General features: G+C 68.6%; 28 protein-coding genes and 1 tRNA gene. 26 read left to right on the top strand and 3 right to left on the bottom strand.

The genetic code is table 11. The annotated features are described in order from the left end of the window. Window positions 1-10: 10 nt before the first annotated feature. The 6 genes from QSJ60_RS17895 to QSJ60_RS17920 are packed head-to-tail and all read left to right on the top strand — an operon-like array spanning window position 11 to window position 2,140. A complete protein-coding gene (locus QSJ60_RS17895; protein ID WP_285464980.1) occupies window positions 11-223 on the top strand; it encodes a hypothetical protein in 213 nt (70 codons plus the stop codon). Beyond that, window positions 216-353: a hypothetical protein gene (locus QSJ60_RS17900; RefSeq protein ID WP_285464982.1), complete on the top strand. Its 138-nt coding sequence runs from the start codon at window positions 216-218 to the stop codon at window positions 351-353. Before QSJ60_RS17895 ends, QSJ60_RS17900 begins: the two co-directional genes overlap by 8 nt. Continuing rightward, window positions 350-682 carry a hypothetical protein gene (locus tag QSJ60_RS17905; RefSeq protein WP_285464983.1) on the top strand — a complete coding sequence of 111 codons (333 nt, stop codon included), beginning with the start codon at window positions 350-352 and terminating at the stop codon, window positions 680-682. The genes QSJ60_RS17900 and QSJ60_RS17905 overlap by 4 nt, the downstream gene beginning before the upstream one ends. An 11-nt stretch (window positions 683-693) precedes the next feature. Then, the gene (locus QSJ60_RS17910) at window positions 694-1,161 is read left to right on the top strand and encodes an XF1762 family protein (protein WP_285464985.1); all 468 of its coding nucleotides are present in this window, start codon (window positions 694-696) and stop codon (window positions 1,159-1,161) included. Further along, window positions 1,154-1,315 (top strand): hypothetical protein, encoded by a 162-nt coding sequence (locus QSJ60_RS17915; protein ID WP_285464986.1) that lies wholly within the window; start codon window positions 1,154-1,156, stop codon window positions 1,313-1,315. The genes QSJ60_RS17910 and QSJ60_RS17915 overlap by 8 nt, the downstream gene beginning before the upstream one ends. 24 nt (window positions 1,316-1,339) lie before the next feature. Beyond that, a complete protein-coding gene (locus QSJ60_RS17920; RefSeq protein WP_285464987.1) occupies window positions 1,340-2,140 on the top strand; it encodes a hypothetical protein in 801 nt (266 codons plus the stop codon). A 163-nt stretch (window positions 2,141-2,303) separates the two neighbouring features. Here the strand turns inward: QSJ60_RS17920 and QSJ60_RS17925 are convergent, their stop codons facing one another. Next, window positions 2,304-2,741, bottom strand: coding sequence for a hypothetical protein (locus QSJ60_RS17925; RefSeq protein ID WP_285464989.1), 438 nt, complete (start codon window positions 2,739-2,741; stop codon window positions 2,304-2,306). A 173-nt stretch (window positions 2,742-2,914) separates the two neighbouring features. On the opposite strand from QSJ60_RS17925, the gene QSJ60_RS17930 reads away from it, so the two are divergent. From QSJ60_RS17930 to QSJ60_RS17945, 4 genes are read left to right on the top strand one after another with little or no spacing between them, the layout of a single operon-like run. Then, window positions 2,915-3,433 carry a helix-turn-helix domain-containing protein gene (locus QSJ60_RS17930; protein ID WP_285464991.1) on the top strand — a complete coding sequence of 173 codons (519 nt, stop codon included), beginning with the start codon at window positions 2,915-2,917 and terminating at the stop codon, window positions 3,431-3,433. Further along, window positions 3,430-4,725 carry a PBSX family phage terminase large subunit gene (locus tag QSJ60_RS17935; protein ID WP_285464993.1) on the top strand — a complete coding sequence of 432 codons (1,296 nt, stop codon included), beginning with the start codon at window positions 3,430-3,432 and terminating at the stop codon, window positions 4,723-4,725. The genes QSJ60_RS17930 and QSJ60_RS17935 overlap by 4 nt, the downstream gene beginning before the upstream one ends. Before the next feature lie 14 nt (window positions 4,726-4,739). After that, window positions 4,740-6,293 (top strand): hypothetical protein, encoded by a 1,554-nt coding sequence (locus QSJ60_RS17940; RefSeq protein WP_285464995.1) that lies wholly within the window; start codon window positions 4,740-4,742, stop codon window positions 6,291-6,293. A gap of 3 nt (window positions 6,294-6,296) precedes the next feature. Further along, window positions 6,297-7,547 carry a phage minor capsid protein gene (locus QSJ60_RS17945; protein ID WP_285464996.1) on the top strand — a complete coding sequence of 417 codons (1,251 nt, stop codon included), beginning with the start codon at window positions 6,297-6,299 and terminating at the stop codon, window positions 7,545-7,547. On the opposite strand, the gene QSJ60_RS17950 is transcribed toward QSJ60_RS17945, so the two are convergent. Continuing rightward, window positions 7,533-8,009, bottom strand: a complete 477-nt coding sequence (locus QSJ60_RS17950) for a hypothetical protein (RefSeq protein ID WP_285464998.1) — start codon at window positions 8,007-8,009, stop codon at window positions 7,533-7,535. The genes QSJ60_RS17945 and QSJ60_RS17950 overlap by 15 nt on opposite strands. Before the next feature lie 148 nt (window positions 8,010-8,157). Between QSJ60_RS17950 and QSJ60_RS17955 the strand changes: the two genes are divergently transcribed. From QSJ60_RS17955 to QSJ60_RS18030, 16 genes are all read left to right on the top strand, one after another. Next, entirely contained in the window at window positions 8,158-8,835 is a 678-nt protein-coding gene (locus QSJ60_RS17955; protein WP_285465000.1) for a hypothetical protein, read from the top strand. A 28-nt stretch (window positions 8,836-8,863) separates the two neighbouring features. Beyond that, on the top strand, window positions 8,864-9,868 hold the full coding sequence (locus QSJ60_RS17960; RefSeq protein WP_285465001.1) for a major capsid protein: 1,005 nt from the start codon (window positions 8,864-8,866) through the stop codon (window positions 9,866-9,868). 9 nt (window positions 9,869-9,877) lie between these two features. Continuing rightward, window positions 9,878-10,231, top strand: a complete 354-nt coding sequence (locus QSJ60_RS17965; protein WP_285465003.1) for a hypothetical protein — start codon at window positions 9,878-9,880, stop codon at window positions 10,229-10,231. Window positions 10,232-10,283: 52 nt separating this feature from the next. Beyond that, window positions 10,284-10,359, top strand: a tRNA-Asn gene (locus QSJ60_RS17970). A 24-nt stretch (window positions 10,360-10,383) separates the two neighbouring features. Next, window positions 10,384-10,734: a hypothetical protein gene (locus QSJ60_RS17975; RefSeq protein ID WP_285465005.1), complete on the top strand. Its 351-nt coding sequence runs from the start codon at window positions 10,384-10,386 to the stop codon at window positions 10,732-10,734. Window positions 10,735-10,737: 3 nt separating this feature from the next. After that, window positions 10,738-11,157 carry a head-tail connector protein gene (locus QSJ60_RS17980; RefSeq protein WP_285465007.1) on the top strand — a complete coding sequence of 140 codons (420 nt, stop codon included), beginning with the start codon at window positions 10,738-10,740 and terminating at the stop codon, window positions 11,155-11,157. An 8-nt stretch (window positions 11,158-11,165) separates the two neighbouring features. Next, entirely contained in the window at window positions 11,166-11,432 is a 267-nt protein-coding gene (locus tag QSJ60_RS17985) for a ubiquitination-like system serine protease family protein (protein WP_285465009.1), read from the top strand. 9 nt (window positions 11,433-11,441) lie between these two features. After that, window positions 11,442-11,786 carry a hypothetical protein gene (locus tag QSJ60_RS17990; protein ID WP_285465011.1) on the top strand — a complete coding sequence of 115 codons (345 nt, stop codon included), beginning with the start codon at window positions 11,442-11,444 and terminating at the stop codon, window positions 11,784-11,786. 9 nt (window positions 11,787-11,795) lie between these two features. Continuing rightward, window positions 11,796-12,152, top strand: coding sequence for a hypothetical protein (locus QSJ60_RS17995; protein ID WP_285465013.1), 357 nt, complete (start codon window positions 11,796-11,798; stop codon window positions 12,150-12,152). After that, window positions 12,145-12,561 (top strand): hypothetical protein, encoded by a 417-nt coding sequence (locus tag QSJ60_RS18000; protein ID WP_285465015.1) that lies wholly within the window; start codon window positions 12,145-12,147, stop codon window positions 12,559-12,561. The genes QSJ60_RS17995 and QSJ60_RS18000 overlap by 8 nt, the downstream gene beginning before the upstream one ends. Before the next feature lie 48 nt (window positions 12,562-12,609). Beyond that, on the top strand, window positions 12,610-13,362 hold the full coding sequence (locus QSJ60_RS18005; RefSeq protein ID WP_285465017.1) for an IPT/TIG domain-containing protein: 753 nt from the start codon (window positions 12,610-12,612) through the stop codon (window positions 13,360-13,362). 22 nt (window positions 13,363-13,384) lie between these two features. Beyond that, a complete protein-coding gene (locus QSJ60_RS18010) occupies window positions 13,385-13,957 on the top strand; it encodes a hypothetical protein (RefSeq protein ID WP_285465019.1) in 573 nt (190 codons plus the stop codon). A 183-nt stretch (window positions 13,958-14,140) separates the two neighbouring features. Next, entirely contained in the window at window positions 14,141-17,065 is a 2,925-nt protein-coding gene (locus QSJ60_RS18015; protein ID WP_285465021.1) for a phage tail tape measure protein, read from the top strand. Further along, a complete protein-coding gene (locus tag QSJ60_RS18020; RefSeq protein ID WP_285465023.1) occupies window positions 17,062-17,901 on the top strand; it encodes a phage tail family protein in 840 nt (279 codons plus the stop codon). The genes QSJ60_RS18015 and QSJ60_RS18020 overlap by 4 nt, the downstream gene beginning before the upstream one ends. After that, window positions 17,793-19,046 carry a hypothetical protein gene (locus QSJ60_RS18025; protein ID WP_285465025.1) on the top strand — a complete coding sequence of 418 codons (1,254 nt, stop codon included), beginning with the start codon at window positions 17,793-17,795 and terminating at the stop codon, window positions 19,044-19,046. The genes QSJ60_RS18020 and QSJ60_RS18025 overlap by 109 nt, the downstream gene beginning before the upstream one ends. Next, window positions 19,043-19,762 (top strand): tail fiber domain-containing protein, encoded by a 720-nt coding sequence (locus QSJ60_RS18030; protein WP_285465026.1) that lies wholly within the window; start codon window positions 19,043-19,045, stop codon window positions 19,760-19,762. The genes QSJ60_RS18025 and QSJ60_RS18030 overlap by 4 nt, the downstream gene beginning before the upstream one ends. Here QSJ60_RS18030 and QSJ60_RS18035 read toward each other — a convergent pair. After that, window positions 19,759-20,223 (bottom strand): hypothetical protein, encoded by a 465-nt coding sequence (locus QSJ60_RS18035; protein WP_285465028.1) that lies wholly within the window; start codon window positions 20,221-20,223, stop codon window positions 19,759-19,761. The two genes, QSJ60_RS18030 and QSJ60_RS18035, sit on opposite strands and share 4 nt — an antisense overlap. Window positions 20,224-20,259 lie beyond the last annotated feature (36 nt).

Consider the following 20,259-nt stretch of genomic DNA (forward strand, 5'->3'; position numbering starts at 1 on the left):
GAGACCGACCGTGGCTGAGCGGAAGACGCACTACAAGGTCGACGCCGGAAGCTGCGCCGTGCTCACCCGCGAGCCCCTGTGCGGTGGGGGTCTGACCGTCGAGGTGTGGGCCGTCGGCGAGCCGTCGCTGGTCACGTGCGGCAAGTGCCGCGTGCGGAAAGCGTTCAAGGCTCTCGCCGCTGTACCCGACGATGCAGGACGAGAGGAGACGGACCGTGGCTGACGTCGAGGACGCTTGGGACGAGTGGATGCACTTCAACTGGTCCGACAACGACGACATGGAGCTCGTGGAGGCTGCGTTCCGAGCAGGATTCGCCGCCGCAGAACCCGACGAACGAGAGGAAGACCGATGAAGCTCGGAGAGATCACCCTGCGCATCCCGGTGCGACTGGACTACGAGAGCGACGATCGCGAGTACGCCGTCGGAGGCTGGTACTTCGTCGTTGCTGAAGACCCTGAACTCGTCGCGAGCACCCTAGACAACGACGCGATGGTCATGCTCGCCAAAGAGTTGCGGGACGGCGACTTCTGGGCTGGCGCTGCCCTTCACCGGTTCGTCGACCCGTCGATCGCCGACGCGCTCACGGACACCGAGATGCGCGAACTCGGCGATCGGATCAACAATCGCTGGGTCGGGTACCACTACGTCCCGGAACCCGACGAGGAAGGGAGCGAGCCGTAAGCCTCCGACTCGTGCCCGTCTCCTTCGGCGACGCCGCGGCGTTCGTCGCGGAGCACCACCGGCACCACGACCGCCCCGTCGGCCACAAGTTCAGCGTGGGCGTGGCGCAGGGCGGCCAGCTCGTCGGCGTCGCGATCGTCGGGCGGCCGGTGTCGCGCGTGCTCGCCGCGGAGGGTCACACGCTTGAGGTGATCCGCACCGCGACCGACGGCACCCGCAACGCGAACAGCATGCTCTACGGCGCCGCCCGTCGGGCCACGTTCGCGATGGGCTACGACCGACTCATCACCTACACGCAGGACGGCGAGTCCGGGGCGAGCCTCCGCGCGTCCGGCTTCCGGGTGCTCGCCGAGCGCCCGCCCCGCCCGGGCTGGGACACACCGAGCCGGCCCCGTACCGCGAAGGGCACCGAGAGCGTCGCCCGGACGCTCTGGGAGTCCATCGCAGAACCCGACGTGGAAGGGAGCAACCGTGGCTAGGTACACCGCAGTGCAGCTCGACCGGCTGATCCTGCTGGCAGAGGAGCTCGGCTTCGATGACGACGTGGCGCACTGGACGAAGATGCGCGACGCGCTTCGCGGATCTGAACCCGACGGTTTCGGGTCTACCCCGGAAGGGGACACCAGTGGGTGAGCACCCGCGCGATAGCCTCGGCGCATGGCTACCTCTTGGCTCTACGGTCCCGAAAAGGAAGTCCATTGGTCGACGGGTCCGGATGGGTACACGTATCGTCCGATCTGGATCGACACGGATTCGATCGTGGATATCGCCGCTTTCATGGAGAAGTTGATCGCGGAGCGTGAGTTCAGCGACGTGCAGTTTTCTCGGGTCTACCGGCTTGGAACGGATGACCACGAAGTGCCAGAGGCCGAGCTGCCAGGCACCAGCAACCACCATCGGGAGACGCTCAAACTCCAGCTCACTGCGAACTTCCCGTCCCCTTCAACTCCGGGTGGAACGGAGCCGCGGACCTGGTATGTGGAGTTCAATCGGAGGGGCAAACCCTACCTGGCGAACTTCTGGGTTCCGACGCTCGGTGGCGTGAGCACCAACGAGACAGACCGACTCCTCGCCGAAATCTACGCCAGCGGTCGGCTCGTGTTCCCCTGGTATCGCCTGGTCGTGGTGCTTCCGATTGCGGGGTTCCTCGCCCTACTTGGAAGCTCGATCTGGCTCCTCCTGTCGACCACCCAGCCGCCTGCTGCAATCGCACTTCTCGGCGTGGCTGCGCTTGGCGCACTGGTTGGGACGATCGCGTTGACGACGCAGGCTGAGCGCTGGATACGATCACAACGGCTACTGCAGGGGCACCGCATTCTCGGAGTCTCTCGCGCCGATGCGCGCGAAGAGGAGCGCCGCCACCGGACGAGTTTCAGAGTGGCAGTGATCACGACCTTGGTTGCATTCCCGACCGGAATCGTGGTGGCGCTTCTCCCGGTCTGGTTCGGCGGTAAGTGATCGGGCAACGCGAGAGTTCGGATCGGCGACCAGCCGCGACACGCCGAGCGACCCGGACGTGCACTAATTCGCGAAAGGCGCGAGCCTAGTACTCAGATGATGGACCACTGTGTCCAGCACGAAGCCCCCGGCCACACGGCATGGGGACTTCGGCGCACCCCGGTCAGTAGGTAAACCGTAGCCGCCGTCTCGGTGCCGGCTCAGCGTGGAGAAGATACTTCTTCACGCCTTCCTCCAGCTCGACCTCAGCCGACTTCCGCCGGCCATCAATCCAGGAGATCATGAACGTCCGGTTGCCGCGAAGCTCGTGAATCACGGTCGAGGCACCGCCCGGTACGTCGGGGCCTGCACCGAACGGATGCCAGTTCCCAGGAGCGACGTTCTCGCCGTTCTCGTTGCCGATCCAAGCAACGACGTCGAGCGCCTCCGAGCGCCGGGCACGCCTGAGATGCCACTGGGCGGTCTTCCACTCCAGCACCCAGTCGGGACGCTTCCCGATCGCCCGCGTCAACTGTCCCCACAGCACAGCCACAACCCAGGTGATCAACGCCACCACCAACAGCGCGATCACCGTTGACCACACGTAGTCCCAGAACTGCATCAGCACCCTCCACCGCGAGAACCGCTCAACTCTCCCACACCAGCGCACGGCATGCCCCTCGCCGCCCCGCCGCGCAGCAGACTCTCGCGCACCACGCACCGAGCCGAGGGACAGACCAGAACCCCCGCAACGGCGACACCACCGGGCAAGAGGCCCAAACGAGGTGATGAGCCATGGCGCGACGCGGCACGTTCGACAGCAAACGCGCGGAGGCGCGGCGACTCTTCGATGAGGGCAAGTCGTGTCGGGCGATCGCGAAGCAGCTGGGCTGTTCTCCGTCGACGGTGTCGCGGTGGGCTGAGGCGGAGGGGCTGTCGTTCGACCGGTCGCAGACGGCGGCCGCGGTCGAGGCGCACAAGATCGACCTCGCTGCCGAGCGGCTGCTACTCGCTGAGGAGATGATGGCCGCCGGCCGTCAGGCACTCAAGGAGATCCAGGGCCAGGTCGTCGTGTACAACTTCGGCGGCAAGGACAACACCTTCGAGCAGAAGACGCTGGACCGGGCGCCGATGTCGATGCGGCGTGAGGCTCTCACCGCTGCGGGGATCGCGTTCGACAAGGCCACCCGCATCGTGGAGAAGGACAACGGCGGGCTCGACCAGGCGGTCGGCGTGCTCGACACTCTCGCGGAGGGCTTCAAGGCCGCTGCGGAGAAGTACCGGGCGGAGACGCCCACGGAGGCCGAGGGATGAACCTCGCCGACGTCGAACGGCTCGTGTCGCGCGCGCAGATCCTCTCCATCGTCGACGCGCTGCACCGGAAGCTCGCCCTCTGGTACGGGTCCGTGTCCGCCGGGAAGACCGTGGCGTCGCTGTTCGCCTTCCTGCTCGCCGTCGTGGTCGCCCCGAGGACGGGCCTCATCATCATCGTCGGCAAGAGCCTGCAGACGGTGTACCAGAACGTCTTCGTGCTGTTCCAGAACACCAGCATCTTCGGCTCCGTGATCGCCTCCCAGATCGTCTACACGCCCGGCGCGACGTCGGCGATGATCCTCGGCCGCGAGGTCATGATCGTCGGCGCCAACGACGCAAAGGCCGTCGGCCGCATCCAGGGCGCCACGGTCGCGCTCGCCTACGTCGACGAGGCCGCGCTCCTCCCCGAGGAGTTCTGGAACATGCTCGTCTCGCGCCTCCGCGTGAAGGGTGCCCGACTCCTCGCAACGATGAACCCGGCGTCGCGGAACCACTGGATCAGGAAGAAGTGGATTCTCGAGGCCGGGGCGAAGAACCTGATCTCATTCCACTTCACGATGGCCGACAACCCGAACCTCGACGCCGGCTACATCGCCGATATGGAGGCCTCGTTCTCGGGCGTCTTCTACGACCGCATGATCAAGGGCGAGTGGACGAACGCCGCCGGCGCCGTCTACCCGATGTGGGACCCGAAGCGCCACGTCATCCCCTTCGACGCCATGCCGCGCCTGCAGGACATCCTCGGCATCGGCATGGACTACGGCACCACGAACCCGACCACGGCGATGATGCTCGGCCTCACCGCCGAGGAGAAGCCCCGCCTCGTGCTCATGGACGAGTGGGGCTACGACCCCGCCGACGAGAAGAACCACGGCGAACGGAAGACCGACGCCGAGCTCTCGAAGCTGTTCCGGGCATGGCTGCCGAAGCCACACCAGCCGGAACCCGACGGGTTGCAGCCTCGGTTCCTCATGCTCGACCCGGCGGCCGCGTCGTTCCGCACGCAACTGCACCAGGATCTCCGCGGCACCGGCCTCTCCCCGTGGGCGGCCGACAACGACGTCCTCAAGGGCATCGCGACGATGGCGAACCTGTTCGGCAACGACCAGCTGATCGTCACCGACCGGTGCGAACGCTTTCAGTCCGAGGTGTCCGAGTACCAGTGGTCCGACAAGGCCACAGAGCAGGGCGTCGACGAGGTCGTGAAGGAACACGACCACTGGCTCGACGGCGGCCGCTACATCACCCACTCCACGAAGACGTACTGGCAGGCCGAACTCAAGGCCGCGTGAAGGGAGACGACACCGTGCCGCTTCCCGAGAACAACTCCCCGTGGCTGCCCGAACCGTGGAACGTCGCGTACCGCGAGTACGCCGAGAACGCCGCATGGTGGACCGGAGACGTCGAGGCCCTCGAGCGGATCTACCGCCGCGAGGAGCAGTCTCGGCCCGACTACGTGCGCCACGGACAGCGGATGCGCGGCGGCGTGGTGGGTCGCGCCTCCCGGTTCTTCTGGGGCCGCCCGATCCCGGCCGAAGAGCACCGCACCCGGCTGCACATCCCGGCGCCGGCAGATCTCGCGACGCTCGCCTCGGATCTCGTGTTCGCCGAACCGCCGACGGTGTCGATCCCGAAGCTCACGGAGCGCCAGCAGGACCGCCTCGACGTCATCTCGAACAGCGACGGCGCGCACGCGACGTTCAACCGGATGGGCGAGCTCAAGTCCGCACTGAGCACGACCGCCCTCGTCACCCGGTGGGACACCGACGTCGAGGACCACGTGTGGCTCGACACGGTCGCCGCAGACGTGATGATCCCGACGTTCCGCTCGGGCCGCATGATCGAGCTGACGATGTGGACCGAGTACCGCGACGGCAACGTCTTCTGGCGGCACCTCGAGCACCACGCCATCGGGTACATCGAGCACGCCCTCTACCAGGGCACCGAGACGAACCTCGGTCGGCGGGTGCCGCTCACCGAGCGTGCCGAGACGGCCGTGTACGCGAAGCTCGTCGATGGCGACTCCGTCATCCCGACCGGCATCAACCGTCTCACCGCGTCGTTCAACCCGAACATGGAGACGATCGCCTGGCGGAAGCAGGGCGTGCTCGCCCACACGGGCCGCTCCGACTTCGACCAGCTGCACCCTCTGTTCGACGCGCTCGACGAGACGTGGTCGTCGTGGATTCGCGACCTCCGCCTCGGCGCCGGCAAGATCCTCGTCCCCGACGCGGCGCTCGACTACAACGGTGTCGGCAAGGGCGCCTCGTTCGACATGGGCCGCGAGGTGTTCGTCGGCCTGAACATGCCGGGTGACCCGGACAAGCTCACGATCGACCAGGTGCAGTTCGAGATCCGCACCGAGGCGCATGAGGCGACCGCGGCGGGCATCTACCGCGAGATCCTCCGCAAGGCCGGGTTCTCCCCCTCATCGTGGGGCGAGTACTCGGGCGGCCAGGGCGCGATGACCGCCACCGAGATCGACGACCGCAAGTCCGCATCCGAACGCACCCGCGACAAGAAGATCCTCACCGACCGTGGGGCGATCGCGCGGCAGTCGTCGGTCGCGCTCGAGCTCGACGGGCTCATCTTCCGAGGCAAGGGCGGCGGCCGGTTCGCTGTCCCCGACGTGGAGTTCCCGGACCAGTCGCAGGAGTCGCCCCTCGTGCTCGCGCAGACGCTGTCCCTGCTCGACGCAGCTGGGGCGATCTCGACAGAGCAGAAGGTGCGGCGGGCGAACTCCGACTGGGACGACGAGCAGGTACTGGCCGAGGTCGAGAAGATCCGCAACGACAGGCCCGCCGCACTCGACCCGGCCCAGTTCACCGGTGACGGGCCGTTGGAGGACGGGCGGGAGTAGCTCATGGCGCTGTTCGTCCCCGACCCTGACGGGCTGCCCGTCGAGGAGTTGATCGAGCAGCTCGCGCTCGACATCGCGTCCCGGTACGCCGGCGCGGAGGATGAGCTGATCCGCGAGGTCGCGATCCGCGCCCGCCGCGACCTGGAGCTGCAGTCGCGCCTCCCGGAAGCACCCGGCGGCCTCGGCCTCACTTCGGCCGAACGACGGCGCCAGAACCGCCTCCTCGCCGAGCTCGCCGCAGACCGGGCGCGCGCGCTCCGCGGGCTGCAGTTCATCGCCGCCGGTGTGGTCGAGAAGCTCCGGCGGGAGAACCTCGCCGCCCGAGTGGTGGAGATCGCCGCCCGCGAGGGTGAAGCTGCCGCAGCCGCACGTCTCGGGCTCGCCGGGATCTCGCCGGCGGCCTTCCCGGGCGCTCCGCTCGCGCGCACCGCCGGTTCCACGGCCACGCAGGCTGTCGCGGCCATCGCGTTCTCGCTCGAGTCCCGGCTCGAGGTCATGAACCAGCGCCTCACCCGGTACCCGCAGGACGCGTACCAGCGGATCATGGCGCTCTACTCGCCGACCACAATCCTCGGCGTGACGACGTCGCGGGTGCAGCAGGCCCAGGCGGTGCAGCGGTTCCTGTCGGAAGGGGTGCGCGACTTCACCGACAAGAGCGGCCGCCGCTGGACGATCGGCGCCTACGCCGAGATGGCCGGGCGCACCACCGTCAACCGGGCCTTCAACGACGCCGGCGTGTGGCGAATGCAGCAGTCAGGCATCGACCTCGTCACCGTCGTGCGCGGCCTCGACTCCTGCAAGAAGTGCGCCGAGTGGGCGGGCAAGATCCTCTCCACGAACGGCGTCGTCGGCCCGGTGACGCTCCCCCACGCGACCCGAGGCGGCTCCATCACCGCGAACGTTGCCGCGACCGTCGACCAGGCGCGCGCCGCCGGGTGGAACCACCCGAACTGCCGGTGCCGGCTCGTGCCGTTCATGGCCGGCCTCACGGTGCCGCAAGCGGACACCACGTACGACGAGGCTGGCGAGAAGGAGCGAGCCGAGCAGCGCCGCCTCGAGCGCGAGATCCGGGCTGCGAAGCGCAAGGAAGCGGTCGCGATGGACGACGTGGCCGCCCGCCGCGCACACGCCGAAGTGCTCGAAGCCCAGGCGGACATGCGGGCGTTCATCCGCGAGACGGGCCGGAAGCGCCAGTCGTACCGCGAACAGCTGCACTTCGCGGACGGACCGACAGGAACGTCAACCACCCCATAGCGGCCGAACAAACAGGGTGACAAGCACCGACGCTGCAACGCCAGCGACGAAGAACACCACGTTGTTGATGAGCTGCCTGCGCCGATCGCGCTTCCCGACGGCGTCAACACCCGCCTCGGTCTGCTCTCGGACCAGTCCCGCGATAGCATCGCGCTCCTTCGCGGAGAGAGCCGCGAGAACAGTAGCGCGCTCGGCGTCTTCCTTCGCCTTCTCCGCTGCGGCAACTTGTGCCTGAATCTCGAGCTCGACCTCGGACGCTAGGCGGCTTGCGGCTTTCGCAGCCATCTGCAGGTCGCTGAGCTTCGAATCAAGGCTTCGGTCAGGTACCGCGTTCTCGGCCTTATCCCGCGCCTTCAACCAGGTACTCAGCCCCTGCACAACCGAGAAGAACGCACCGCTGACTCCGACAGCAGCGATCACGGCTGCGCCCGACTGAAGCAGAACGTCCCCCAAGTTGTCCACGGCCGCAAGCGTACTGGCCCGTTGCCAGTCATGCGCCCCCAACTCCGTGTCGTCGTCGCCCCTGCACGGCGGCGGCACGGCCCTCACGTCCCAGCGCAGGGCTGGGCGCCGGCAGAGGCCGGACACATCACCGAGCTGGAGGCTCACTGTGCACAAGCGCACCATCACCCCGACCGCCCTCAGCGATCGCGACGGCATCGCCGTCATCGGCCGCACGCTCCACGACCTCCGAGGCATCCGCTTCGAGAACGAGCCCGGCGGCGGCGCTCCCCCGGCGGAACCGCCCGCGCCGGCGAGCCCGCCCGCAGCGGCCCCGCAGTTCACCCCGCCGCCGGCGGCTCCCGCGCCCGCTGCGCAGCCTCCCGCCCCGCAGCCGCCGATCCCGGCGGCGGCGCCCGCGCCGATCCAGTACCAGGGCAACCCGGACGACTACGTGCGGGAGCTCCGCGGCGAGGCGAAGCAGCACCGCGAGGCGTTCGAACGCGAGCAGACCGCGCACCAGACCGCGGCGCAGGAACGCGACGCCGCAGCCGCCGAGCGCGACCGCCTCGCCCGCGAGAACCACCTCCTCCGGGCCGCGCCGAAGTACGGCGCCAACGCAGACCTGCTGCTCGACTCGAGCAGCTTCATGAAGTCCTTCGCCGACGTCGACCTCGCGAGTGAGGAAGCCGTCAAGAAGGCGATCGAGGACGCGATCGAGAGGAACGCGGCCTTTCAGTCCGGCCCCGGACTGCCCCCGACGAGCGGAGGCGGCCACCAGGGCGGGGCAGCACCCGCAAACCCCGTCAGCCTCGACGGCGCCGTGAAGAAGGCGCTCGGCGGCTGACCACCACCCCACTCTCGAAGGAGAAACCATGCCCACCTCGCTCGCAGAGGGCAAGCTCAACGCCCAGACCGACCTCAACGTGGCGGTGATCGACGAGTTCCGCAAGGAGTCCGCGATCATGGACTCGCTGATCTTCGACGACGCCGTGAACCCCGCAGGGGGCGGCGCGACCCTCCTCTACGGGTACCGCCGGCTCGTCACCCAGGCATCCGCCGGGTTCCGCGCGATCAACAGCGAGTACACCCCCGGCGAAGTCACGACCGAGCACAAGTCGACCGAGCTCAAGGTGCTCGGCGGCTCGTTCTCCGTTGACCGCGTCGTCGCGAAGATCGGCCCGGCCGCGTCCGGCGCCGTCGCCCTGAACCTCTCGCAGAAGATCAAGGCGACCGTCACCGCGTTCCAGGACGCCGTCATCAACGGCGACACCGCCGTCGACGCCAACGGCTTCGACGGACTCGACAAGGCCCTCACCGGCTCCGCGACCGAGTTCAACGGCGGCGCCGTCGCCGACTGGCGCGACTTCGACACCGACGCGTCGACCAAGTTCAAGGCGCTGGACGCGCTCGACGAGTTCCTCTCGCTGCTCGACGGCACCCCCACGGTGCTCATCGGCAACGCGAAGGTGCTCGCCCGTGTGCGTGCGATCGTGCGCCGCACGGGGATGTACGTCCGCAACCCGATCGACGGACTCATCGGCCAGAACGGTCGCCCGATCTCCCGTGAGGAGTACGGCGGCATCCTGTTCGCCGATGCCGGCAACCAGGCCGGGTCGAACAACCCGATCGTCCCGATCGAGACCCGCACCGTCGCCACCGTGTCGACGAGCGGCCTCACCGACCTGTACGCGTACCGCGTCGGCATCGACGGTTTCCACGGCGTCTCCACCGTCGGCGGCCAGCTCGTCGACACCTGGCTGCCCGACTTCACCACCTCCGGCGCGGTGAAGAAGGGCGAGGTCGAGATGGGCCCGGTCTCCGTCGCACTCAAGGCGACGAAGGCCGCCGCCGTCTTCCGCAACATCCGAGTCCAGTAGGAGGACACCGTGGCACCGAAGATCACCACGCCCGTCAAGGGCTTCACCGGGAACGTCGCTGGCGTCGCGTTCGTCGACGGCCGCGGCGAGACCGACGACCCGATCGCGCTCGGATACTTCGAGCGGCGCGGGTACGGCGTCGAGAAGGCGGCCGCACCCGAGCCGATCACGGTCCCCGAGGGGAAGCCCTCGACCGACTGGAAGGTCGACCAGCTGAAGGCGTACGCCGAGAAGCACGAGCTCGACCTCGGCTCGGCGAAGTCGAAGCCCGAGCTCGTCGCCGCGATCGAGAAGGCGGGGGCCGAGAAGGCCGCCGCGTCCACCGCGGCCGGCGACGGCGGCCAGGGCGGCTCGCAGGAGTAGCCCGCACCGGGGCCCGGAGCGTTCACATGGGGGGCGCTCCGGGCCCACCCGATGGCACGTAGCTCAGCAGGCAGAGCACCCGGCTGTTAACCGGACGCGCGCAGGTTCGATCCCTGCCGTGCCAGCCACCACCCGACCCGCAGGAGGTCATCATGATCCGCATCACTCACCCGCGGCCGCATGCGGGCCGCCAGCGCTTCCTCGGCGTCGAGTTCGTCGACGGCACGGCCGAGGTCGCCGATCTGCACCCGGCGCGGGAGCAGGCGCTCTTGCAGCATGGCGCGGCCATCGAGCTCGAGGGGGTTCCGCTCGAGGATCTCAGCGCGCGTGAGCTTCGCGAGCTCGCAGTCGACGAGGGCATCGACGTGCCGAAGAAGGCGAACAAGGCGCAGATCATCGCGCTCATCACCGCCGCACCCGTGCGCACGCTCGCCGCGGAGTTCGACCTCGCGTCGCAGTCGCGCCGGGAGTTCGATGACGCACCCGAGAAGGGGCAGGTGTAGCCGATGGCGATGCGCGTCTACGCGACCGCGGAGGAGTACGCGGGCCTCGCTGAGGAGCCGTGGGACGGCGCCCCGGAAGCGCTCGTGAAGCGTCTCCGCTCGGCGTCGATCGAGGTGGAGAAGCTCACCCGCCGCACGGTCTACGCGACCGACGCCGACGGGTACCCCACCGATCCGGACATCGACGACGCGTTCATGGAAGCGACGTGCGCGATCACCGAGTACTGGGCGGAGACGGACGACCCGGCCGGCGCCGCGCAGTACGAAGGCGCGGTGAAGATCGGCAGCGTCTCCCTCGGCACGACGTCGTCGAGCTCGGAGGGCCTCACCGAGCGGGAGAAGCTCGAACGCCGCATCGGCACGAAGGCGATCTCGATCCTGACCAACGCGGGCCTCATCGGCTCGGCCGTCGCGCACACGTAGGGATCACGGTGAAGGCCCACGAGACGGGCGGCCAGCCGTCGCACTGCTTCTGGTGCCCCGGCTGCGACATGGCCCACTGCATCAACGACACGATGTGGTCATTCAACGGAGACCTCGAGCGGCCCACGTTCCAGCCGTCGGTGCTCGTCCAGGGCGGCGCCGCCGACGTGCACTGCCACTCGTTCGTCACTGACGGGCGCATCCAGTTCCTCACCGACTCGCGGCATGCGCTCGCCGGCAAGACCGTCGATCTGCCCGACTGGCCGCTCACCTAGGAGGTCCCCGTGGCCCGCCTCCGCAAGAAGCACCTCCCCCACCAGGTCGACCTCGTGCGCTTCCTCGGCGACGGCGCCGAGGGCGACATCTGGGCCAGCCCGGTCCCTGATCGGCCGGCGTACGTCGAGCAGAAGTCCCGCCTCGTGGTCGACCGTCGCTCGACGTCGCCCTCGTCCGGCCAGGAGGTCACGTCGACCACGTTCGTCGTGCTGCTCCTCTCCGATGACGTGCAGCCCCGCACGAAGGTGACCGTATGGAAGGGCACCCCGCGCGAGCGGACCTCCGAGGTCATCGACTCCGCGTACTTCGAGTACCGCGGCACCCCATCGCACGTCGAGCTCTACCTCGAGTAGGAGGCTGCCATGGGCGTCAGCGCCTCAGTGACGATGTCCGGTCGAGGCTTCGCGGCCGCGGGCGCCGAAGCGCTGCAGCGTCTCGCGCGGGGCGAGACGCTCGCCGCCGAGCGTCTCCTCGCGCTCTCGGCGGAAGTCGTGCCTCTCGACCAGGGCACTCTCCTCGGGTCCGGATCGGTGACGCCCGCGACCGACCCCGAGGAAGGCGCGGCGGTGACGTACGACACGCCGTACGCGGCTCGCCTGCACGAGCACCCCGAGTACAACTTCCAGGGCGGCCGTCAGGGCAAGTACCTCGAAGGCCCCGCGCTCGAGCACCGGAAGGAGCTCGGCGACATCATCCGCAAGGAGGTGCGCGGTGGCTGACGCCCCCGAGACGATCCTCAACCGGGCGCTCGCCCGGCTACTCCACGACGCGGGCCTCGCGATCTACGCGACCGGGCCCGGCCCGATCCCCGAGCGCGGCATCCGCATCGACGGCGTCATGCCGACCGGCGTGAACGAGTTCACCCTCCTCACCCCGCTGCAGCCCGTCTCCGATGGTCGGGCCAACGTGATCTACCGCACGCAGTTCTACACGCGCCGCGCCGGGTCGCCGCTCGTCGCGCGCGCGTGGGCGGCTGGCCTGCGCGGCGTGCTCGACCAGGTCGAGTACACACCGAACGTGCTCGGCATCTCGTGGGCACAGGAGTTCTCCGCCCTCGACTTCGAACCCGACTCGCAGGGCCGCTCCGCGGTCGCCGCGACGTACACCTTCCGCGGCCGCCGGCCGTAGGAACCGCCGGAAGCGCCGGCACCCCCACCAACCAGAAGGAGACCGGCCATGGCCGACACCACCCTCTACGACACGACGGCGCCCTCCGAGGGTTCCCTCGCGCTCGCCCACCAGCGGCTCATCCGCCTCAAGCAGGCAGGCGTGTTCGCGAACATCACGGGCGACGTCAACAACCTCGCCATGAACCCGACGCCGATCACCGTGCAGCGAGAGGTGTACGGCCAGAAGGGCCGCACCTCGCAGGACATCATCGGCTACAACTTCGGCCCGACGTTCAACGTCGAGGTCGTCCGCGACCCGGTCACGAAGCAGATCGTCGCCGCACAGTCGTGGTTCAAGGACCTCGTGGTCGCGGCGTTCTCCGAGGGCGACGCGAACAAGCGCGAGTTCCAGCTGTTCACCGACGCGCTCGACGAGGACATGCCCGTGTTCGAGGGTTCGTTCTCGGTCGCGTACAGCGAGGCGAACACCGGCTTCTCCGACAAGGGCGTCGTCACCTTCACGCTCGCGAACGACGGCGTGGTGGATCAGATCCCCTCGCCGCTCGCGAGCGACGGCAAGCCGATCCTCGAGTCCGCCACCCCGGCCGGGCAGACCGTCGGGGACCTCATCGTCGTCCGCGGCTACAAGCTCGGCACCACCGTGTCCGCCACCATCGACGGCCAGAACGTCGCCGAGCTCCGCATCGTCGACGACTACACGGTCGTGCTGCTCATCCCCGCGACGGTCGCCGGTTCGGCGCCGATCGTGGTCACCAACGCCGCCGGCGCGTCGAACTCGCTGCCGTACACGGCCCTCTGATCCGAAGGAGTTGCAGGGACTCATGACGATCCACGCGGAGCAGGTCGGTCGCGACCTGCACATCACCCTGGAGGGGGTCGAGCAGCCGTTTGTTGTTCGCCCCCTCCCCGGCCGCGCCGGCCTCCAGGTGACGAGCACGTTCCTCGGCGTCTCTGGCGGGTTCGGATCGACCGAGCAGCTCGCCGAGATGATGATCATGTGCGTCGATGGCGCCGTCTACGACGCCGAGACCGACACGTGGTCACCGGTGCCCGAAGGGCAGCGCACGAACTACACCCGCCTCGGGTTCGAGCTGTCGCAGAAGGAAGCCGACGACGTCCTCTACCCGGCGTTCTTCTGGCAGTCGGTCCTCGGCATCGACGGCGTCAACGCCTACCTCGAGGCAGGTGGAGGGCTCCCCGGCGCCCTAAAAGCGACGGGGGCGCTGGCGGTCCGGTTGGGTCGCTTGCCCCGTCCGACATCGCCCAGTTCGGAATCGGGAAGCCCGACGAGCGGGGCATCTACCCCGAGTACGCCATCCCGCTCTGGTGGCGGCAGCAACGCGAAGAAGCCGCAGGACAGGCTGCCCAAGAAGGGCAAGAAGCGGAAGGGCTGAGCGCGCGCGAGCTGTGGCAACTCATCCACCCGGAGCTGTTCGGGCAGATCGAGATCGACCTCGCGCAGACCGGCCTAATCCCCGACCTCGACCAGGCGCTCGACGGCCGCCCGTGGCACTTCATCCGGGCGGCCGTTGAGCGGCTCACGACCATCGACAACACCTGGCTGAGAGGGGCTGTCCATGGGCGGGTTCGACGCGGGCGCACTGCTCTTCAAGATCCAGGCCGTCGGGGCGCAGATCTTCACCCGGGACATGGCGGAGGCCGACCGGGCGGTTGAGAAGACCGGCCGGTCTATGCAGGGCGCGGCGAAGCAGACCGACGAGCTAGGCAACTCGACCGATCAGACGGGCAAGAAGGCGCGCGCCGCGAAGGGCAGCCTCGACGAGCAGGCGAAGGCGACGAAGGGCGCCGGCGAAGAGGCTGCCCGTGCGAAGCCGAAGCAGGAAGACCAGGCGAAGGCGTCCGAGCGGCAGGCGGAGACCGCGCAGAAGCTCTCCGTCGCGCTCCTCGCCGCAGGTGTCGCTGTTGGGGCGCTCGTCGGACTCTCGGTGGCGAAGTTCGCCGAGTTCGACCAGGGCATGTCGCAGGTCGCCGCGGCGACCATGGCGACCGCCGAGGAGCAGCGCGACCTCGCCGACGCTGCGCTCGAAGCAGGCGCCGACACGGCGTACTCCGCCCGTGAGGCTGCCGGCGCGCAGGAGGAGCTCGCGAAAGCGGGCATCAGCACGTCACAGATCATCGGCGGCGCCCTCACCGGCTCCCTCGCGCTCGCAGCTGCTGGGCAGCTCGAGGTCGCCCGGTCCGCGACGATCATGGCGACCACGCTCAAGCAGTTCAAGCTGCCCGCCGAGCAGGCCGGCCACGTGTCCGACCTCCTCGCCGCCGGTGCAGGGAAGGCGCAGGGCTCGGTCGACGACCTCGCACTCGCGCTGCAGTACGTCGGCCCCGTCGCTGCCGGCCTCGGCCTCTCGCTCGAGGAGACGACGGGCACGCTGGCGCTGTTCGCGGAGCAGGGGCAGCTCGGCGAACGCGCGGGCACGGGCCTGCGCGGCGTGCTCATGGCACTCACCGCACCGTCCGCTCTCGCCGCGAAGACGATGCAGCAGTACAACGTCGAGATCTTCGACGGCCAGGGCCGGATGAAGTCGCTCGCCGCCGTCTCGCAGGAGCTCAAGCGAGCTTTCGGGAACCTCACCGAGGCGGAGCGGTCCGAAGCGCTCGGCCGGATCTTCGGCAACGAGCAGATCACCGCCGCCCGCGTCCTCTACGAGGGCGGCGCCGAGGCCGTGAACAAGTGGACCGACGAGGTCAACGACAGTGGCTACGCCGCCGAGCAGGCCGCGATGCGGCAGGACAACCTCGCCGGCGACATCGAGAAGCTCGGCGGCGCGTTCGACACCGCTCTGATCAAGACGGGGTCCGGCGCGAACGACGTCCTGCGCGACATGGTGCAGTCCGTCACTGCCCTCGTCGACTGGTACGGCGAGCTCCCGGACGAGGTCCAGTCGACCGCGCTCGGTATCGGCGTCGCCGCGGCGGCAGCGCTGCTGTTCTCGGGCACCGCGCTCGGTCTGATCGGCCGCTTCCAGGAACTCAAGAAGGTCCTCGACGGCGCGAACATGTCGATGGGCAAGACTGCGCTCATCGCGGGCGGTGTAGGCATTGCTCTCACCGGTCTGCTCGCGATCGTCGGCGCCATCGCGTCGGCTCAGGCGGAGGCGCAACAGAAGGCGAAGGGGTACGCGGACACGCTCGAGCAGTCGACGCAGAAGATCACCGACTCGACGCGGGAGATGGCGAAGGAAGCCCTCGCGACTGAGAAGTCGTGGCTGTGGATCTCACAGGGTTCCGCGTTCGACAACGCGGAGAAGCTCGGGTTCAGCCTCGACACGGTCACGGATGCCGCGCTCGGTCAGAAGGACGCCATCGACGCGCTGTCGCTCGCCTACCGGGCTGCCGCGCTCGACGGTGAAGCCATCGACGAGCTCGCGAAGCGGAACGGGATCTCGGCATCCGAGGCCGAGGTCGCGGCGCGCAACCTTACCGAGGCTCTGGGCGCGGAGAACAGTGCGCGCGAGCGCGGTGTCGAGATCTCTCGTCAGAAGAACGCCGCGACAGAGGAGGGTGTGCCGGTCACGAAGTCGGCCGCCGAGGCGTACCTCGAAGCAGCCGACGGCGCGGACGAGCTCACCTCCACGCTGGACCAGCTCATCAGCAAGATCAACGAGGCGAACGGGATCGGGCAGGACGCGATCTCCGCGAACCTCGACTACCAGAACGCCCTCGCGAAGGTCGATGAGCAGATCCAGTCCGCGCGCGACGGGGTTGAGGGGTACGCCCTCACGCTCGACACCAACACCCAGGCCGGGCGCGACAACATGGACATGCTCGTCGGTCTCGCCGAGCAGTCGCAGCAGGCCGCCGACAAGCAGTTCGCCCTCGACGGCAACACGGCGAACTACAAGGCGACGCTGGAAGCGGGCAGGCAGGCCCTCATCGACCGCGCGACCCAGCTCGGCATGAACGCGGACGAGGCTGCTGCGCTCGCGGACCAGATCTACCGCATTCCGTCGGCGACGGAGTGGGAGGCGATCATCCAGACGCGCGCGGCTCAGGATCGAGTCGACCAGTTCATCTGGAAGAACGACGGCCGCAGCCTCACGCTGAACGTCGACGTCGTCGGCCGCCGCAACACGGTCGGCAACTCCGGCGGCAGCGACGGTGGGTTTGGGTTCGCCGACGGCGGCCACTTCGACGGCCGCCGCCCGGTGCAGTACTTCGCCTCCGGCGGGGAGAACCACGTCGCGCAGTTCGCGCGCGCGGGCTCCTACCGAGTGTGGGCGGAGGACGAGACCGAGGGTGAGTGGTACTACCCGGAGGCCCCGTCGAAGCGGGCTCGCTCGCTGCAGCTCGCGGAGAAGATGCTCGCCGGGTGGGGGTACAGCATGGTTCCCGCCGGCGCGGGCTCGTCCCGCAGCAGTGGTGGCGGCCGGCCTGGCGTGTCCATCGAGCAGCACTTCCACGGAGTCGGTCTGAACGCCGACCAGATCGCCGACAAGGCCGCTCAGAAGGCAGTCGAAGCTGTGGAGGAGAGGCTCCGATGATCTCGATCACGCTTCCGACGCGGACGCTCGTCAACGTGGCATCCGCGTCGGAACCGTACCTCCGCAGCCTCGACGGCGTCCTCGACTCCTTCGGCGTCGTCGGCGCCTACGAGCAGCGCCCCAACGCGCGCGGGTTCTTCGACGACGACACCCCCGAGTCGCCCGGCCGACAGATCACCGTGTTCGGCGAGTACCGCGTGCACGGCGGCGACTGGATGGCTCTTCGGCGCGAGGTCACCGGGCTCGCCAGCCGCGGGATGTTCGCGATGCAGATTGCCGTGGATGGGCTCACCCGCACTGTCGAGGTCCGCATCGATGGCCGGGTAACGTTCGAGCTGATCGACGAGAACGGCTACGCCGACTTCTCGATCCCGCTCGTCGCTCCGGACCCCGTGCTGTACGGCCCGTGGCAGTCACGCTCGAACGGCCTGCCCGCTGCGGGCGGCGGGGTCCAGTCCCCGCTCACGTCGCCCCTGACGGAGCTTGGAGGCGGCAACCCCGGCCGGGTGACGCTCACGAACGCGGGGAGCACGGACACGGCGCCCGAGTTCCTCATCTCGGGAGGCGGCCTCGCCGGCGGGGTGGAGCTGACACGGATCGAAACCGGTCAGCGCCTCCGCCTCGAATGGCCGATCCTCCCGACGAACGTCGTCAGATTCGACAGCGCCGAGGGGCAGGTCTGGCTCGACGAGCAATCGCCGATCACAGGACGACTCACGCGCGGCGAGTGGTGGACGCTCGGCCCCGGGGAAACCGCGACGGTTCAGATCGGCGCGATCGGCACCGTGACCGGTGCCCCGCAGCTGACCGCACGATGGAGGGACAGCGACGCATGAGGTTCTTCCTGGCCGACGCGAAGACCGGTCGCAACCTGATCCCGATCACAGCCACCGGCGGGCGGTGGGAGGTCCGTCGAAACCGCGCTGGCGACACCGTGTGCACGATCCCGCTGTCGAACAAGGAGCACCGTCGCCTCAATCTCTACGAGACCGCCACGCCTGGCGCGACGATACTCGGCATCGGGGAGGGCTCGTGGATCGCAGAGGCGGGGCCGATCTGGGAGCACGACTTCGACGAGGACCGACAGGAACTCGTTCTCACCGCCGAGGGCATGTGGTCGATGCTGATGCGGCGGTACGTGCTGCCTCCCGCGGTGGAGACGACGAGTCTCCTCCTCACGTCGGGCGATGATTCAGGAAAACCGAACCCCGCCGTCGCAACGAGCTTCACCGGCAAGTCCTGGCCGTTCATCGTTCGCACCCTCCTGCAGCAGGGCATGAGCCGCACTGGGGGCGCCCTGCCGCTCGTGTTCGGCCCGGACGGAACTGGCGCGCACGACAAGACGTACGACGCGGCCAGCTTCAAGACTCAGGGCGAAGCGCTCCTCGACCTCACGGAGCTCGAGAACGGGCCCGAGATCGACCTCCGCCCGCGCTACACGGCAGACGGCCTCGGAATCGAGGTCCTCGTCCGTGTCGGCGACGATGCGAAGCTGCAGCTCTCCAGCGTGGGCGACCCACACGTCTTCGACTTCTCGGTACCGAAGCGAACCGTCCGCGGGCTCAAGGTGAAGCGCTCGGCGAAGATGCTCGCGAGCGAGGCGTGGGCGTCAGGCGGACGTCAGGCTGCGATTGCGCTGATCGCCCGGGCCGCGTCCTCGGTGCTGTTGGAGGCAGGCTTCCCCCGCATGGAGAGCCTGTCGAGCGCGCACTCGACGGTGACCGAGCAAGCCACGCTCGATGCCTACGCCGCCGGCGAGCTCTCCGCGTCGCAGAAGGCACACGAGTGGTGGTCGTTCGAGACGAACATCGACAAAGTGCCGAAGCTCGGCTCGTTCTGGCTCGGCGACTACTGCAACGTCATCATGCGGAACTCGTCCTACGTACCCGACGGCACCTATCGACGGCGGATCGCCGCGATCTCCGGCAGCCTGAGCAGCCGCTGGGTGCGCATCACAACTGACGAGGCGGTCGACGCATGAGGTCCCAGGTCCCTCCGTCGGAGCACTTCGGAAAGCAGAACGCGGAGCGCGAGCAGCAACGCCGCGACGTCGACGACGCACTCCGCATCGATGGCTCGCAGTTCGTCCGCCTCTACGAGAAGATGCAGGCCCTCATCGCGAACTTGCAGACCACCGTCACGGATCTCGTCAACGCGCTCACATACACCAAGCCGCAGATCGACTCGAAGATCACGAACCCCGGCAACATCAGCCCCGGCAATGTGTCCGCGAGCGGTCGCGGCACCTTCCCGGCCGGTGTGACGTCGACGGGCGTTTACAACACCCTCCTCACGTACGGTGGCCCCTACTCGTCACAGTACGTGCACCAGGACGGCACCATGGGCTTTGTGCCCTCGTCGCGCCGCTTCAAGCAGGACATCGAATCGTGGACGTTCGATCCCGCGACTATCAGCTACCTACGAGTCGTGACCTTTCGGTACATCGACGCTGTCGAGCGCCTCGGCGACGACGCCGCATCCGAGCTCGGCCTCATCGCGGAGGAGGTCCATGAACTCGGCCTGCACTGGCTCGTGGACTACAAGCTGATCTACACCGACGAGGGGGCGAAGGCCGTTCCTCCCTACCAAGGCGAACGCGCCATCCTGCCGTTCGGAGTGAAGATCGAGCGGATCTCGCTCGTTCTCGTCAGCTGGGCGCAGAGCATCGAGGCGCGCCTCGACGCCGCGGGTATCTAGCCGACGCAGATCGGGGTGCCGTCAGGGCCGCTCTCGAAGCGCCCGGATGCGCATCCGCTGGTGTCCCAGTCGCCCCCGTTGCGGTTGTTCGGATCTTCGGACGGAACCCAGGGCGCAGGCTCCCCCTCAGGGTCACCGCCGAGAACGCCGGGATCGGAATCCTCGCCGACCGGCTGTTGCTCAGTTGCGACGCGTGCCGCCTCGGCCGCAGCCGCCTGCGCCGCAGCCTGCTCAGCAGCGACCCTCGTGGCTTCGGCGACGCGGGCATCACGGTCCGCGGTCGACGTCGCAACGGCGGAGGCCCGGTCGTACTCGGCGCCGTAGTCGAGCGTCGCGACGGTCGCCGGCTCAGCGTCGGGCGTCTGCGCTGCACTCACAGCTGCGATCGCGCCGGCGGCGATCACGCTCGTCAGTCCGACCGCGACGACGGCGGCGACGGCCTTCCCCCAATTGATCCGCATACCGCGGATTTAAGCGCGACCCGGCGACGTTCCGCA

Origin of the sequence: Agromyces sp. NBRC 114283, assembly GCF_030268405.1 — a bacterium.
In the GTDB taxonomy this organism is placed as follows: domain Bacteria; phylum Actinomycetota; class Actinomycetes; order Actinomycetales; family Microbacteriaceae; genus Agromyces; species Agromyces mediolanus.